Source organism: Roseinatronobacter ekhonensis, from assembly GCF_900499075.1.
In the GTDB taxonomy this organism is placed as follows: Bacteria; Pseudomonadota; Alphaproteobacteria; order Rhodobacterales; family Rhodobacteraceae; genus Roseinatronobacter; species Roseinatronobacter ekhonensis.
The window spans coordinates 24022-37449 of sequence record NZ_UIHC01000018.1; the positions used below are offsets into that span (position 1 = coordinate 24022).

Here is a 13428-nt window from a genome sequence, read left to right on the forward strand (position 1 = left end):
CGCGCGTCAGCGCGGCGGGGGCAGCGCCCCCTACTCGTCCACAACCTGAAACAAGGTTGGTACGGCGGGGCACGGCGTCAACGCGTTTCCGGCAACATCCGACAGCCGCGCCTGATGCAGGAACACATAGACATGTGCCGACAGCCCCTCCCACAAGCGGTTGGTCAGCGATTGCGCCCGCGACCCCGTCACAGCACCTTTGGCACCGGCGCCCTTGTCCATTGCGCTGACGGTTTCTTCCACCGCTTCCAGTATATCCGACACCCGGATCGCGTCGGGCGCGCGCGCCAGCCGGTAGCCCCCACCCGGACCGCGCACCGAGGCCACAAGCCCTGCGCGCCGCAGCTTGACAAAAAGCTGCTCCAGATAGGCAAGCGACACGTTTTGCCGCTCCGCAATCTCGCCCAGCGAGACAAGCTGTCCGTCGGGCGCCAGCGCCAGATCCACCAGCGCGATCATCGCATAGCGCCCTTTGGTCGAGAGTTTCATTGCACCATTCCCCGCAATGCGCCGAAATCCGCGCGTGGCTGCCTATCCGGTTGACGTTTGACAGCCCCGGCCCTAAAGCTGCATGGCCGCCATGGCCGGGTGTCGCCCGGCACATCACCGGCCAGAATATCATCCATCTCTAGAAATTAGAATGGCTCTAAAATACCTGAATGCGAAAGTCAAGAATGCACCCGCACGGCCTGTCACATCCTCTGGAAGCGTTTTTTGACCCTGCATCAACCGGCATCGCTGCCATGACACCTGTTTTCCCCGCATAAGGCTTCCACATGCCAGAGATCATTTTCGCCGGCCCCGAAGGCCGTCTGGAAGGCCGCTTCCACCCGCAACGCAAGGTCGATGCGCCGATTGCCATCGTGCTGCATCCGCACCCGCAATTCGGCGGGACGATGAACAACAAGGTGGTCTACAACCTGCATTACGCCTTCTACCAGATGGGCTTTTCGGTGTTGCGCTTCAATTTTCGCGGCGTCGGCCGGTCGCAAGGCGAATACGATCAGGGCATTGGCGAGTTGTCCGATGCGGCCGCAGCGCTCGACTATGTTCAGGCGCAAAGCCAGAATGCACGCCATTGCTGGGTTGCAGGGTTCAGCTTCGGCGCGTGGATCGGGATGCAACTGCTGATGCGCCGGCCCGACATTACCGGCTTCGTGTCGGTCTCTCCGCCCGCCAACCTGTATGATTTCAGCTTTCTTGCACCCTGCCCCGCCTCTGGCCTGATCATCAACGGCACTGCGGACCGCGTGGCGCCGCCACGCGACACCCGCACATTGGTCAGCAAGCTGAAAGAGCAGCGCGGGATCACCATCACCCATGATGAGGTCGAAGGCGCGGATCACTTCTTCCAGAACGAAGAACACCATATGCAACCCATGCTGACGACGGTAACAGACTATGTCACCCGCCGCCTGACAGAAGGCAGCCGCTGAGGCGTATTCATGCACTGGTTGTATCTGGGCATCGCGATCTTGTTCGAGACCTTGGGCACAACGCTTCTCAAGGCCAGCGACGGGATGACCCGCGCCCTGCCCGGCATCAGCGCATTCGCGGCCTACGCACTGTCGTTCTGGCTGTTGTCACTGGCGTTGCGCGTGGTGCCTGTAGGGGTGGCCTATGCGATCTGGGCGGGGCTGGGCATTTGCCTGATCGCAGCCATCGGCTGGCTGGCCTTCGGACAAAAGCTGGACGCGCCCGCCCTGCTGGGCATTGCGTTGATCCTGTCGGGCATTCTGGTCATCAACCTGTTCAGCGCTAAAATCTAGAATATGGCTGAGACGCCCCATCACACGCTGTTCGAGGACACCCAAGGCTTGCTTGTGGGCAGCGCGCTTTGTGGCTTCGGCATTCATATTCTGGCCAGCGCGGGGTTGGTCACAGGCCAAACGGCCGGGCTGGCGGTGCTGTTATCCTATGCCACGGGCCTTAGCTTTGGCGCGATATTCTTCGTCATTAACCTGCCGTTTTATTGGCTGGCCTACCGCCATCTGGGCCGCGCCTTTACCGTCAAGACCTTTGCCGCCGTCGTCTTGGTGTCGGGCTTTGCCGAGTTTGCCGCGAGGTTGGTGCAGATCATGCCCGCCCACCCGGCAGTCGCTGCGGTTTTGTTCGGCACGGTCACGGGCGCGGGGCTGCTGGCGATTTTTCGTCACCGCGCCAGTTTGGGCGGTGTGGGCATACTGGCCTTTTACCTGCAAGAGCGGATGGGCTGGCGCGCGGGCTGGGTTCAACTGGGCTTTGATTTGGTGCTTTTTGCCTGCGCGCTGGCCTTGTTGGCACCGGATAAAGTGCTCTGGTCACTACTTGGGGCGGTCATTCTGAATACGATCATCGGCATCAACCACAGGCGCGACCGCTACATCGCAACGTGACATTATCCGCTGCCGTGCGGCCCGGAACCCGTCACCGTTTTGGGCGACGTTTTGCTGTGCGACATTACAGGGCTGGCCAGAGGCCCCACAATCGGCTAATGCGGCGGCGCAGCACAAAAAGGCACTTCTGTTATGGACCTTCGCAATATCGCGATTATCGCCCACGTTGACCACGGCAAGACCACGCTGGTTGATGAGCTTCTGAAACAATCCGGCACCTATCGTGACAATCAGGCCACGACGGAACGCGCGATGGACAGCAACGATCTGGAACGCGAACGCGGGATAACCATCCTTGCGAAAGCAACCTCGGTCGAGTGGAAAGATACGCGTATCAACATCGTCGACACGCCCGGCCACGCCGATTTCGGCGGCGAGGTGGAGCGCATCTTGTCGATGGTCGATGGCGTGGTGTTGCTGGTCGATGCCGCTGAAGGGCCGATGCCGCAAACCAAATTTGTGACCTCCAAGGCGCTGGCTTTGGGCCTGCGCCCGATCGTGCTGCTCAACAAGGTCGACAAGCCTGCCGCCGATGCCGACAACGCGCTGGACCTGGTGTTCGACCTGTTCGCCAATCTGGGTGCAACCGATGAACAGCTTGATTTCCCTGTGCTTTATGCATCCGGTATCAATGGCTGGGCCGATGTGGAACTGGACGGACCGCGCAAGGACATGTCGGCGCTTTTCGATCTGGTCGTGCAGCATGTGCCCGCGCCCAAACAGGTCCAAGAGCGTGCCGCCTCTTTCCGTATGCTGGCGACGACACTGTCCGCAGACCCCTATCTGGGTCGCATCCTGACCGGCCGTGTCGAAGCGGGCACCCTGAAGCCGGGCGAAACCATCAAGGCCCTGTCGCGCGACGGCACCAAGATTGAACAATTCCGCTGCACCAAGGTGCTCGCGTTTCGCGGGCTGGGGCAGCAACCCATCGACTCCGCAGAAGCGGGCGACATTGTCACCATTGCGGGCATGGCCAAAGCCACCGTGGCCGATACGCTCTGCGCGCTGGATGTGGATACCGCGCTTCCCGCGCAGCCCATCGACCCGCCAACCATCTCTGTGACCTTCGGGATCAATGATTCGCCGCTGGCCGGTCGCGACGGGTCCAAGGTTCAGTCGCGGGTGATCCGCGAGCGCCTGATGCGCGAAGCCGAAGTGAACGTCGCCATCAAGATCAGCGATACCCCAAGCGGCGAAGCGTTCGATGTTGCGGGACGTGGCGAATTGCAGATGGGCGTTTTGATCGAAAACATGCGCCGCGAAGGGTTCGAGCTGTCGATCTCGCGGCCCCGCGTGCTGCTCCGTGACGAGGATGGTCAACGACTGGAACCCATCGAAGAGGTCACGATCGATGTGGATGACGACTATACCGGCACCGTGATCGAAAAACTGACCGGCCCGCGCCGTGGCGACCTGGCCGAAATGAAGCCTGCGGGCGTGGGCAAAACGCGGATCATCGCACATGTGCCGTCCCGTGGGTTGATCGGATATCACGGCGAATTCCTGACCGACACGCGCGGCACCGGCGTTCTGAACCGCGTGTTCCACGAATGGGCACCCTACAAGGGTCCGATTCCGGGGCGTCGCCAGGGCGTGCTGATTTCGATGGAAGACGGCACTGCCGTGGCCTTTGCACTGTGGAACCTTGAAGATCGCGGCAAGATGTTCATAAACCCGCAGGAACCGGTGTATCAGGGCATGATCATTGGCGAGCACAGCCGCGACAACGATCTGGAAGTGAACCCTCTGAAGGGCAAGAAGCTGACCAACGTGCGCGCATCGGGCACGGATGACGCGGTCAAGCTGACCCCGGCGACACTGATGTCGCTGGAACAGGCGATTTCCTATATCGACGACGACGAGTTGGTCGAGGTGACGCCCAACGCAATCCGTCTGCGCAAGCGGTTCCTTGACCCGCATGAGCGCAAACGCCAGTCACGCGCAAGCGCATAGGCGACGGCGCCCCACCACTGCACGACAAACGCGCGAAAGTGTCCGCCATTTTCGCGCGTTTTTTATTGTGGATGCTGAGCTAGATACGCAAATCTGCCCTAGTCCAGAACCGCGGCCAACTCACGCAGATACGGCTCGAACTCAGAGCAGAAAACGATTTCAACCGCTTCAGGGTCGTAGAACGCATTCGCCTCTCCGCAATCGCGGATCGCGACGGCAAGCGGGCGGGCAAGTTGCATGCCGTCATTCAAGAGCGTGATCTCTGCTGCGATGATGTCTGCCGCGAAACCGGACCCTTCAATGAAACTGATCGCCGCGCCGTCGCTGCGCGCTTCCATGTCGTCCAGAATAGTGCCCCAACTCTCGGCGGCCATATCGTGTTCTTCGGGGCAATAGTCGGCACGATCCTCGGGCAACTCCATATCCGCCGCGAAATCGTCGCGCATGTCGGGGTTTCCACCGTAAAACAGGCACACGGTGTTGTAGAACCGTTGCTCATCGGGGCCATGGACGCCCCACCATGCAATATCGAACCCTTCGGCATCGCGCATCAGCGCTTCGCCCCAGAACCCCAAAGAGACATCATAGGCCAGTTCAAGCGCGGCCTCTTCCTCGAAAAACCAGTCGATAAACAGGATCGAGAAGACATCCGCCGCGTCTTCTTCCTGCCCGAAGATCGGCACGCTCTCTATGTCGATCACGGCATGGCCAAGTTCGTGGTAAAATATCCCGAGGATATTGGCCTCTACAAACGCGTCCTCATCCGTCTGCGCGGTGGCCGCAAATGCCTGAGCGGCGCTCAGGATCGCCACAAACACCCCAAATTTTTGCATGTTGGTCCCACCCGCTGGATGCGCCTAGGGTATCGCGAATCGGGGATCACACAAGCACACAAATCGTAGCGGGTGCGGGCTTCAGCCGCGCGCTGTCACACTCGCACCAGCGCCAGAAACGGCAGCGCTGTGCCAGTTGCCGTGGCGGGCTTGTGCAGCCTCGGTCAAAGCGCAGTTGAACAGAATATCGGACCCGATATCGAACACTTCTGTCGTCGGGCGCGGCGCATCCGCCAGAGCAGCAACCTGCGTAAGCCGATTAAACCCTTGCGGGCCGCCCCCGATCAGCAAGGGCGCGACCGCGACATGCAGATGCGACAGCAGCCCGGCCTCGAAAAAGCGCGATACCGTAATCCCGCCACCTTCGACCAGAACCGTTCGCAGCCCCGTTGCATGCAGCGCGGCAAGTATCTGGCGCGGAGCAAGAGTGCCGTCGCTTTCGCTGGGCAGGCGCACCACCTCTACACCGTCGGGACGGGCGCGGGCGACCGTCTGAACCACGATCCGCCGCGCCCCGTCGTCGCGCAGCGCAGGCGCGTCGTCGGGCAGCCTGCCGCGCGGGTCAATGATGACGCGCGCGGGGTTATGGCCGGGACACAGACGCACGGTCAGACGTGGTGTGTCATGCAGCGCGGTGCGCACACCGATCACAACCGCATCGACCAAGGCGCGCAGGCGGTGCAGATGGCACAGCCCGTCAGGACCAGAGACATCGCGCGCATCGCCCGTTTCGGTCGCGATACGCCCGTCCAGCGACTGCCCGATCTGGGCAATCGTGACTGCGCCCATGTCGCGACGGGCCAACGGAGCGTAGATTTCCAGCGCCGCACGTTCGCCGGCCGACCAGTCGCCGCAACAGGCACAGCCATGGCCTGCGCGGATGTCCAGTATGCGCTGCCAGACGCGGGCGGTGACATCAGCCCTGTTCATAAGGTGTCCTTTCCGGTCGCGGCGTTGGTTTCGGGCGGCAGTGCCAGCAAATCGATATGGCCGATGCGCGCTTGCGTGTTTGGCAGTGCAGTCATCCGCGCGCTCAGCCAGCTATCCGCCGCGTCATGCCCAGCGCGAGTGGCGGCCGCGGCGATGCCGTGCAACAATTCCGCCTGCAACGCATCATCTCTGGGACCAAGCTGCCAAGGGCTCTCGGCCAACATTACACGATAGCCCGCCGCGGCCAGCCTGTCGCGCGCGCGCAACGCACCCGCCGGGCCAAGAGCGGGACCAAAGCCTTTGTCGCTACTCTGGTCGCGGTTAAAGGCCAGCGTTACGCTATGATCCGCATCATTCGCGGGGGTCCATGACATGGCGCCGTCATAGCTGAGCGCGGCGTAAAGCGGCAGTCTGTGCTGCACCAGACGCATGACCAACGCGTCCAGCCACGCGTTCGACACCAGATCCAGCAGCGCAGACGCGGTCACCAGCCCGGCCCCTGCCAAGGGCAACGCGTCCAGATCGGTCAGGTCTGCCTGCACGGTGCGCACCCGTCCGCCCATGCGCGGGGTCAGCGCCAGCAACGCGGCGTCATTGTCCACCAACGTCCAGCCCGTGTCGTCAGGCACGACATCGGCCATGGCCCGCAGGGTTGCCCCTGTGCCTGCCCCCAGATCGACAATCATGCTGCCAGCCGTAGCCCCGGCCTGCGCCAGTAGCGCAGGGTCACGGGCCGCACGGTCGGCGGATGCACGCAAGGCCAGCCAGTCGGGCGCAAATCCCATGGGTTACACCTGCCCCTCATACCAGGCACGGGCGGTATGGCTCTCATGTAGCAAAATGCGCAGCCGTTTCACGCGCCCTTCGTCCTTCAGAAAACCGGACGAAATCCTAGCCTGCATCGCGTCGAAGATGTGTTTGCACAAGAATTCGGTGGTCGTGAACTTTGCCTTGAACTCCGGCACCTCGTCCAGATTCTGGTAGCGCAACGGCTGTAGCACCTCGGCCAAGGCCTCTGTTGCAAGGCCGATATCCACCACCAGCCCGTGCGCGTCGATATCTTCGGTATAGAACGCGGCATCGACCGTGAAGGTCGCACCATGCATCCCCTGCGCCGGTCCAAAGACCGGCGACGGCAATGAGTGGGCAATCATGATATGGTCGCGAACTTCGACAGCGAACATGGGCGGTCCTTTCAAGGGTTACGAGTAGCGGATGCGGTGGCACAAGGTGGCCGGATCAGCGACAATGGCGGCGTAGTCCTGCGGCAGATCCTCGAATGCCGTTTCGCCAGAGATGAGCGCATCCAAAATAGGATCGAGCAGCAGATCGAGCGCCTTGGCCAGACGACGGCGATAGTCCCAACGCGGCAGACGGTCAGGCGGCAATGCGCCGACCTGCGAACTGACAAGGCGCAATCGTTGGCTGTGAAACCGCCCGCCCAGTGGCAACGCAACAGGCGACGTGCCGTGCCAGCTCGCTTCTACCACGGTTGCGCCCGGCCCTGCATTCTCCAAAGCCAGTGCCAGCCCATCGCCAGAGGCGGACGCATTCACAATTGCGTCATACGGCCCCGTCAGCGCGTCGGGCGCGGCAAAGGCAGCGCCCATTTTGGCAGCAAGCCCGGCGCGCGCCGGGTCCAGATCGGTCAGCGTGACCTCGGTGCCGGGCATCCTTGCGGCCAGATAAGCCACAAGCGCGCCGACCACCCCAGCCCCAATCACCGCCACACGGTCGCCGGCAGAAATGCCACTGTCCCAAACCACGTTCAACGCAGTTTCCATATTCGCGCCCAGCACCGCGCGCGCGGGCGGCAAACCGGGCGGCAACGGGATGACACTTTCGTCCGGCAGGCGGAACCGGTCTTGATGCGGAAACAGCGCAAAAACCATGTCGCCCTGCTGCGGCCCGTCCATGCGCTCTGCGACGGCGCTATAGCCGTATTTTACCGGAAAGGAAAACTCACCCTCTTGGAAAGGCGCGCGCATGCGGCCTTGTTCCGAAGACGGCACGTTCCCCGCCAGCACAAGCCGTTCCGTGCCACGGCTGATCGCGCTGTAGCAGGTGCGAAACAGCGCCCCGGTGCCACTGGCGGCGGGAGCAAGGCAAGCAATTCCGGGCGCTGTAATCCAAAGCGCGCGGGCGGTGTCATGATCTGTCATATCCTGCGGTATGGTCGTAGCCTTCCTTCGTCGGCACAGTTAGGGCATTGCCCCGCCAAGGCAAAGCATTGCACGAAAACAACAGCCTAACGGCTGGACAATCAGGGGGCTGTGCTAGCTCATACCCAAAGCAATCAGGGGCAGACATGGGTATCAGCAGTTTTCTGGGCGTCGTGCGGTCGGTGGTGATCTATTACAACCCTGTGCTGATGCACCGGAACCAGCGGCTTTATAGCGGACTTGTCCAAAAGGGTGATCTGGTTTTTGACGTGGGTGCGCATGTTGGCACACGCGCACGGGTGTTGCGGCGTCTGGGCGCGCGCGTAATCGCGTTCGAGCCGCAACCGGTCTTTGCGCGCTTCCTGCGCTGGACCTTGCCGCGCAGCGTCACACTGGTCGAAGCTGCCCTTGGCCAGACCGAGAGCCGCGCCCAGATGGCCGTATCGCGACGGCATCCAACCGTGTCATCGTTGCGCGACAGCCTGCCGGACGAGGCCCGCGCCATGCCCGGATTTGAGCATGTCCGCTGGGACGGGCGCGCCGAAGTGGCCGTGACCACGCTCGATGCGATGATCGCGCGCCACGGGCGGCCCGACTACATCAAGATCGATGTAGAGGGCTACGAAGCAGAGGTTTTGTCGGGGTTGACCCAGCCGGTGAGCCTTGTGTCGTTCGAATACCTGCCCGGCCTACCCGCGCCAAGCGCTGCCGTGATCGACCGCTTATGCGCCCTTGGCGCTTACACGTTCAACGTGGTCCGCGGCGAGAACGCGGGGTTCGAGTGGACCGACTGGCAAGACGCCGAAGCCTTGCGCGCATGGCTGGCAGATCAGGCCCCTGATAGCGGGTCGGGCGATGTCTATGCGCGGCTTGAGCCAGCACCCGCCGCCACAGGCGCGGGACCGTCGCAAGCGGCCTAAAGCGCAAGGCGCCCTTAGGGTGTTTCGGGCCTTTCAGGGCGCGCGCAACACCTGCGCAATTGCGTCGAACAGGGCCGGGGTCGCGGTCAGGACGGTGCCGGTGTCTTCGGGCCGAGTGCCCGGCACCAACCCGTCCACCACCGCGCCCGCCTCGCCCAGCAACACAAGCCCGGCGGCAATATCCCATGGCTGCAAGCGGCGTTCCCAGAACCCGTCCAGCCGACCGCAGGCGACATAGGCCAGATCCAGCGCCGCCGCCCCCATGCGCCGCACCCCGGCGCAATGCGGCATGAGCCGCGCAATATCGGCGGCATGATCGTCGATATACGCCATGGTGCCAAAGGGAATGCCGGTGCCAAACAGGGCGTCGCGCATCAGCGGTGTCGGCGCGGGTGCTATAGACTGTCCGTTCAGCCAGGCACCGCCCCCTGCCAGCGCGCAAAAACACTCATCGCGCGTAGGATCATAGACCACGCCCAAGACGCGGGTGCCTGCTTCCTCCAACGCGATGGACACAGCCCAATGCCCGATGCCGCGCAGGTAATTCGTCGTCCCGTCCAGCGGGTCAACGATCCAGACGCGCTGCGCACCCTTGGTGGCGCTTCCGGTTTCCTCGCCCAGCCAGTGATCGTCGGGGCCGCACAGGCGGTGCCGCAACAGGGCTTCTGCGCGCAGATCAGCTTGCGACACGAAATCGCCCGCTCTTTTAGAGGATGGCGCAAGGCTGTCTTGCCCCGAAAGCAGCGCCTTTAGTAGTGCGCCCGCGTCGCGCGCAGCTGCAACCGTCTCGGTCAAGGCGGCCTTGTAAGGGTGGGTCCCGGTCATAATGCGCGCATCCTGCTGCGGCGGGCGGCGAGCATGCGCGCGGCGAGCGGCACAAGTCCGGTCAATGCCGCCGCTATGGCCACAAGCCCGAAGGCGATACTGGCTGCAACGGCATCGGTCGGGGCGGTTCCGGCCATCGGCCACAGGCCCGCCGCCAACCCTTCGCGCAGACCCCAGCCATTGACCGTCAGGGGCACAAGCATGGACAGCAAGGTCAAGGGAATGACAAAGAGCGTCTGCGCCGCGCCCATGCTCAGGCCGACAGCACAGGCCGCTGCCCAAAAGCCAAACAGATTGCAGGCGACAATCGCCGTGCTCAGACCGATCTGCGCACGCAACTTCGGCCCCCATGCGCGCCACGCCAGCGCACGCCAGCGTGCGGGCGTCAGGCGCACAAGAGCCAGCGCAAGCAACGCCGCGCCCGCCAGAAGCGCCAGCGCAATGGCCCACGCTGCCTGCCGTGTGGCCAGCCACCACGCAAGCCCCGCAAGCGCTGCGGCCGCGAGGGCGATTTGCCCCGCAATCCGCTCAATCACCACAGAGGCGGCGGCAGGCCGCCAGCCGCCCATCGCTCCGCGTGCGCGCGCCGTGCGCCCCAGATCGCCCAGCACACCACCGGGCAACAGCGTATTGCCCAGAACCGACATATGGTATTCCCCCAGCGCCCAGCCGGTAGACACCGGCGTGCCGAGCGCCCGTGCGGTGATCTGCCAGCGCAGCGCAGACAGCCAGATTTGCAGCACCAGCGCCGCGATCGCAAGCGCCACCCAGCCCGCATGCAGTGTGGCAAGGCGCGCCGCAAGATCGGCCGGACCTGCCAGCCAGATCACGCCAGACAGCACCGCCAGCGTGGCAATGGCCCGCAACGCGCGCGCGGTCATGGTGCGCGCCCCTGTGGTGTGTACGCACTGGCTTGGGTGTCCGGCCCGGCGCTTGCGCCGCTTCCCAGCCGCGTCAACAGCAGGTCGCGCAGCGCATCCATGGGGGTGGACGGGCTGGCAGGGTCGGGCAGCATACCCTCTGCCCAGCCCAACCCGTCGAACAGGGATACCAAGTCGGGCGGGCCGATCAGGTGCAGCGGCACGTCGTAATCCTCAGTGCCGGATACAAACCGCGCGGGTTCGTGATCGCCCAATACAAGGATCAGCGGCGCTTTGTCAGGATCGCCACCTTGGCGCGCCGCCCAAGCGCCGACGGTGCGCAAGCTGTAGTCAATCGCCTGACGGAACTGGTCGCGCACGCGGTCATGATCGCGCCAGACCACTTCGGGCGGGTCGCCCGACAACGCCCATTGGTCAAAGATGCGACCGTCGCCCACCGCGTCCCATGGCACCATTTCGGGCACCGGAACCCACGGCGCGTGTGACGACACCAAAACAACCTGCGCCACAAGGGGCGCACGGTCGCGACGCGACAATTCCAGCCGCTCGAACGCGGTCAGGGTAAACTGGTCCGGCATCGTCACCCAGTTGAAAGGCTGGCCGCGATAGCCCAGATCCGGCGCATTATAGATCGCGTCGAACCCGAAATAGGCACCCTCGGGCCATGGCAGAACATGGGCAGGCATGATCGCCACGCTGCGCCGTCCGGCTTGCTGGGCAAAATGAAACAGGGTGCGGCGGGGGCTGGCCAGCAAGGCGCGGTAGCGCGATTGGGTGTCCAGCCACATGCCGGATGCCACCGACCCGTGCGACAGCCAGCTTTGACCACCGACCATGGGCGCACGCGCCCAGCCAGAGCGCATGGCCAGCCCCGTATCCGCGATTGACTGCTGTGCCGTTCGTAGCGTGCTGGTATGGGTTGCCGCGTATAGCGGGTTTTCATAGCTGGATCGACCGTAGCTTTCGACATAGATCAGGATCAGGTCGCGACCGCCTAACCTGTCAAACAGGGGCGTTTGCCCGCGCATCGGGTCTGCCATCGCCGCCGCTTGAAACCGCGCCAGATCGACGCGCGCGGCAATCGCCTGCTCGACACGTTCCAGCCCGACCCGGGCGGTAAAGGCAGCACCGGGCGGACGTAAGTTTTCGGGCAAGACCCAAACGCCGCGCGCCGCACCGATCTCTGCCACAGGCGGGATCAACAACAGCGGCACCAACGCCAGCGCCACAGGACGGGCCAGCCTTGGAACGGGCAGGCCTGCCAGCACGCCGGTCGCCCACCAAAGCGCGTAGCCGAGGGCCAACAATCCCAAAAGCCCCGCAGCCAAGGCCAGTCCCGCTAGCCCAGTGCCCAGCGTGCCTTTCGCCAACATCCAGCCCGCAGGGGCAAGATGGTAGTCGACCATCAGGTTGAAGCCACGGTTGAACGCGGTGAAGGTCGCGAAATCGGCCAGCTTCAAGACGGCAACGGCCCATAGCACAGCGACCAGCGCAATGCGCAACGCTGTGCCCGCCCAGCTTCGTCCCAGCGCAATAAGGGTCGCCACGATCACCGGCAGCTCCAGCGGAAAAACCGCCAGCGCGCCCCATGTCATCGCCTGCGGGTGGTTGGGCTGGATCAGCACCAGATACAGCAGGGCAAGTGCTACGACAGGTTTCATGCAAGCGCGCCCGCTTGGCGGCGCAACGCCTGAATATCGCGAAGGAACGACCCAAGCACGACCAAAAGGATTGCAGCGCCCAGCCAGTAGGACAGCGGTGCGCTCAGGACCGGCAACAGCAACGCGACCTGTCCACCCATCTGCACCCCCGCCACAACGCGGCGGCGCTGCGAGGGCGCAAGGGGCGCATGTAACCACGGCCAGACCCGGCCCGCGATCAGAAAAGCCGGTCGCAACAGGCCCAGCAGCAAGAACCACGGGCCGACCTTGGCCATGGCCACCGCAAGTGCAGCCATCACCAACGCAAAGGCCACGTCGGTTTCGACATCCAGCCGCGCGCCAAAGCGCGACGACAGCCCAGTGCGTCGCGCAGCCCAGCCATCGACACCGTCGAGGCCGAGGATCACCGCCGCAAGCGCAACCAGCGGGTAGCCAAGCGCGCCCAGCGCATCCGGCACCGCCAGCAGTCCCGCAAGTGCGGCAATGGCCGCGCCGCGCAACAATGTCACCATGTTGCACAGGCCCAACCGGGCGTGCGGATAGGCAGAGCGTTGGAAGCCGAGCAAGACGAGCGCGCTGGCGGGACATATCACGCAGGCTGTCAAAGCCGCCGCCGCCAGCGCTTGGTCAGCGCCCGCATGGCTGGCCAGGGCAAACGCGCCCACAACCGCCGACGGCAATGCGACCGCCACGACCACCCAGGCCTGACGCTGGGCGTGCGGGGAAACGGCGATGTCTGCGGTGGCGAATAATTTGTCCATCTGCGATTATTTAGCACATTACCACGGGGATCAATCCCGACACCGCTTGATCACGCGACTTTGCCTTTGCGCGATCCGCCCTAGCTAATACTAAGGATCGACTATTCGACGACGTAACGCAGCAAGA

15 protein-coding genes are annotated in these 13428 nt (G+C 63.6%); 5 read left to right on the forward strand and 10 right to left on the reverse strand.

The window, feature by feature from the left end; genetic code table 11:
- Window positions 1-30 precede the first annotated feature (30 nt).
- The gene (iscR, locus tag ROE7235_RS10120) at window positions 31-489 is read right to left on the reverse strand and encodes a Fe-S cluster assembly transcriptional regulator IscR (RefSeq protein WP_121095244.1); all 459 of its coding nucleotides are present in this window, start codon (window positions 487-489) and stop codon (window positions 31-33) included.
- 287 nt (window positions 490-776) lie between these two features.
- On the opposite strand from iscR, the gene ROE7235_RS10125 reads away from it, so the two are divergent.
- The 4 genes from ROE7235_RS10125 to typA all read left to right on the forward strand — a co-directional run bounded on the left by ROE7235_RS10125 (window position 777) and on the right by typA (window position 4328).
- A complete protein-coding gene (locus ROE7235_RS10125) occupies window positions 777-1436 on the forward strand; it encodes an alpha/beta hydrolase (RefSeq protein ID WP_121095246.1) in 660 nt (219 codons plus the stop codon).
- A gap of 9 nt (window positions 1437-1445) precedes the next feature.
- On the forward strand, window positions 1446-1769 hold the full coding sequence (locus ROE7235_RS10130) for a DMT family transporter (RefSeq protein WP_121095248.1): 324 nt from the start codon (window positions 1446-1448) through the stop codon (window positions 1767-1769).
- Between the two features lie 3 nt (window positions 1770-1772).
- Window positions 1773-2375, forward strand: coding sequence for a YitT family protein (locus ROE7235_RS10135; RefSeq protein ID WP_121095250.1), 603 nt, complete (start codon window positions 1773-1775; stop codon window positions 2373-2375).
- Between the two features lie 132 nt (window positions 2376-2507).
- Window positions 2508-4328, forward strand: coding sequence for a translational GTPase TypA (typA, locus tag ROE7235_RS10140; RefSeq protein ID WP_121095252.1), 1821 nt, complete (start codon window positions 2508-2510; stop codon window positions 4326-4328).
- 98 nt (window positions 4329-4426) lie between these two features.
- Here typA and ROE7235_RS10145 read toward each other — a convergent pair whose 3' ends face one another.
- The 5 genes from ROE7235_RS10145 to ROE7235_RS10165 all read right to left on the reverse strand — a co-directional run bounded on the left by ROE7235_RS10145 (window position 4427) and on the right by ROE7235_RS10165 (window position 8253).
- Window positions 4427-5161, reverse strand: a complete 735-nt coding sequence (locus ROE7235_RS10145) for a DUF4344 domain-containing metallopeptidase (protein ID WP_121095254.1) — start codon at window positions 5159-5161, stop codon at window positions 4427-4429.
- A gap of 81 nt (window positions 5162-5242) precedes the next feature.
- Window positions 5243-6091, reverse strand: a complete 849-nt coding sequence (locus tag ROE7235_RS10150; protein WP_121095256.1) for a RibD family protein — start codon at window positions 6089-6091, stop codon at window positions 5243-5245.
- Window positions 6088-6876, reverse strand: coding sequence for a class I SAM-dependent methyltransferase (locus ROE7235_RS10155; RefSeq protein WP_121095257.1), 789 nt, complete (start codon window positions 6874-6876; stop codon window positions 6088-6090). The genes ROE7235_RS10150 and ROE7235_RS10155 overlap by 4 nt, the downstream gene beginning before the upstream one ends.
- Before the next feature lie 3 nt (window positions 6877-6879).
- Window positions 6880-7275, reverse strand: coding sequence for a 6-pyruvoyl trahydropterin synthase family protein (locus ROE7235_RS10160; protein WP_121095259.1), 396 nt, complete (start codon window positions 7273-7275; stop codon window positions 6880-6882).
- Window positions 7276-7293: 18 nt separating this feature from the next.
- Complete coding sequence (locus ROE7235_RS10165) at window positions 7294-8253, reverse strand: zinc-dependent alcohol dehydrogenase (protein WP_121095261.1); 960 nt, start codon at window positions 8251-8253, stop codon at window positions 7294-7296.
- 146 nt (window positions 8254-8399) lie between these two features.
- On the opposite strand from ROE7235_RS10165, the gene ROE7235_RS10170 reads away from it, so the two are divergent.
- Window positions 8400-9173 carry an FkbM family methyltransferase gene (locus ROE7235_RS10170; protein WP_245963929.1) on the forward strand — a complete coding sequence of 258 codons (774 nt, stop codon included), beginning with the start codon at window positions 8400-8402 and terminating at the stop codon, window positions 9171-9173.
- 33 nt (window positions 9174-9206) lie between these two features.
- Here ROE7235_RS10170 and ROE7235_RS10175 read toward each other — a convergent pair whose 3' ends face one another.
- Genes ROE7235_RS10175 through ROE7235_RS10190 form a run of 4 tightly spaced genes read right to left on the reverse strand, consistent with a single transcriptional unit; the run spans window position 9207 to window position 13301 of the window.
- Entirely contained in the window at window positions 9207-9998 is a 792-nt protein-coding gene (locus ROE7235_RS10175; protein ID WP_121095263.1) for an inositol monophosphatase family protein, read from the reverse strand.
- A complete protein-coding gene (locus ROE7235_RS10180) occupies window positions 9995-10879 on the reverse strand; it encodes a lysylphosphatidylglycerol synthase transmembrane domain-containing protein (protein ID WP_121095264.1) in 885 nt (294 codons plus the stop codon). The genes ROE7235_RS10175 and ROE7235_RS10180 overlap by 4 nt, the downstream gene beginning before the upstream one ends.
- Window positions 10876-12540 carry an alkaline phosphatase family protein gene (locus tag ROE7235_RS10185; protein WP_245963930.1) on the reverse strand — a complete coding sequence of 555 codons (1665 nt, stop codon included), beginning with the start codon at window positions 12538-12540 and terminating at the stop codon, window positions 10876-10878. Before ROE7235_RS10185 ends, ROE7235_RS10180 begins: the two co-directional genes overlap by 4 nt.
- A complete protein-coding gene (locus ROE7235_RS10190) occupies window positions 12537-13301 on the reverse strand; it encodes a CDP-alcohol phosphatidyltransferase family protein (protein WP_121095266.1) in 765 nt (254 codons plus the stop codon). The genes ROE7235_RS10185 and ROE7235_RS10190 overlap by 4 nt, the downstream gene beginning before the upstream one ends.
- Between the last annotated feature and the right edge of the window lie 127 nt (window positions 13302-13428).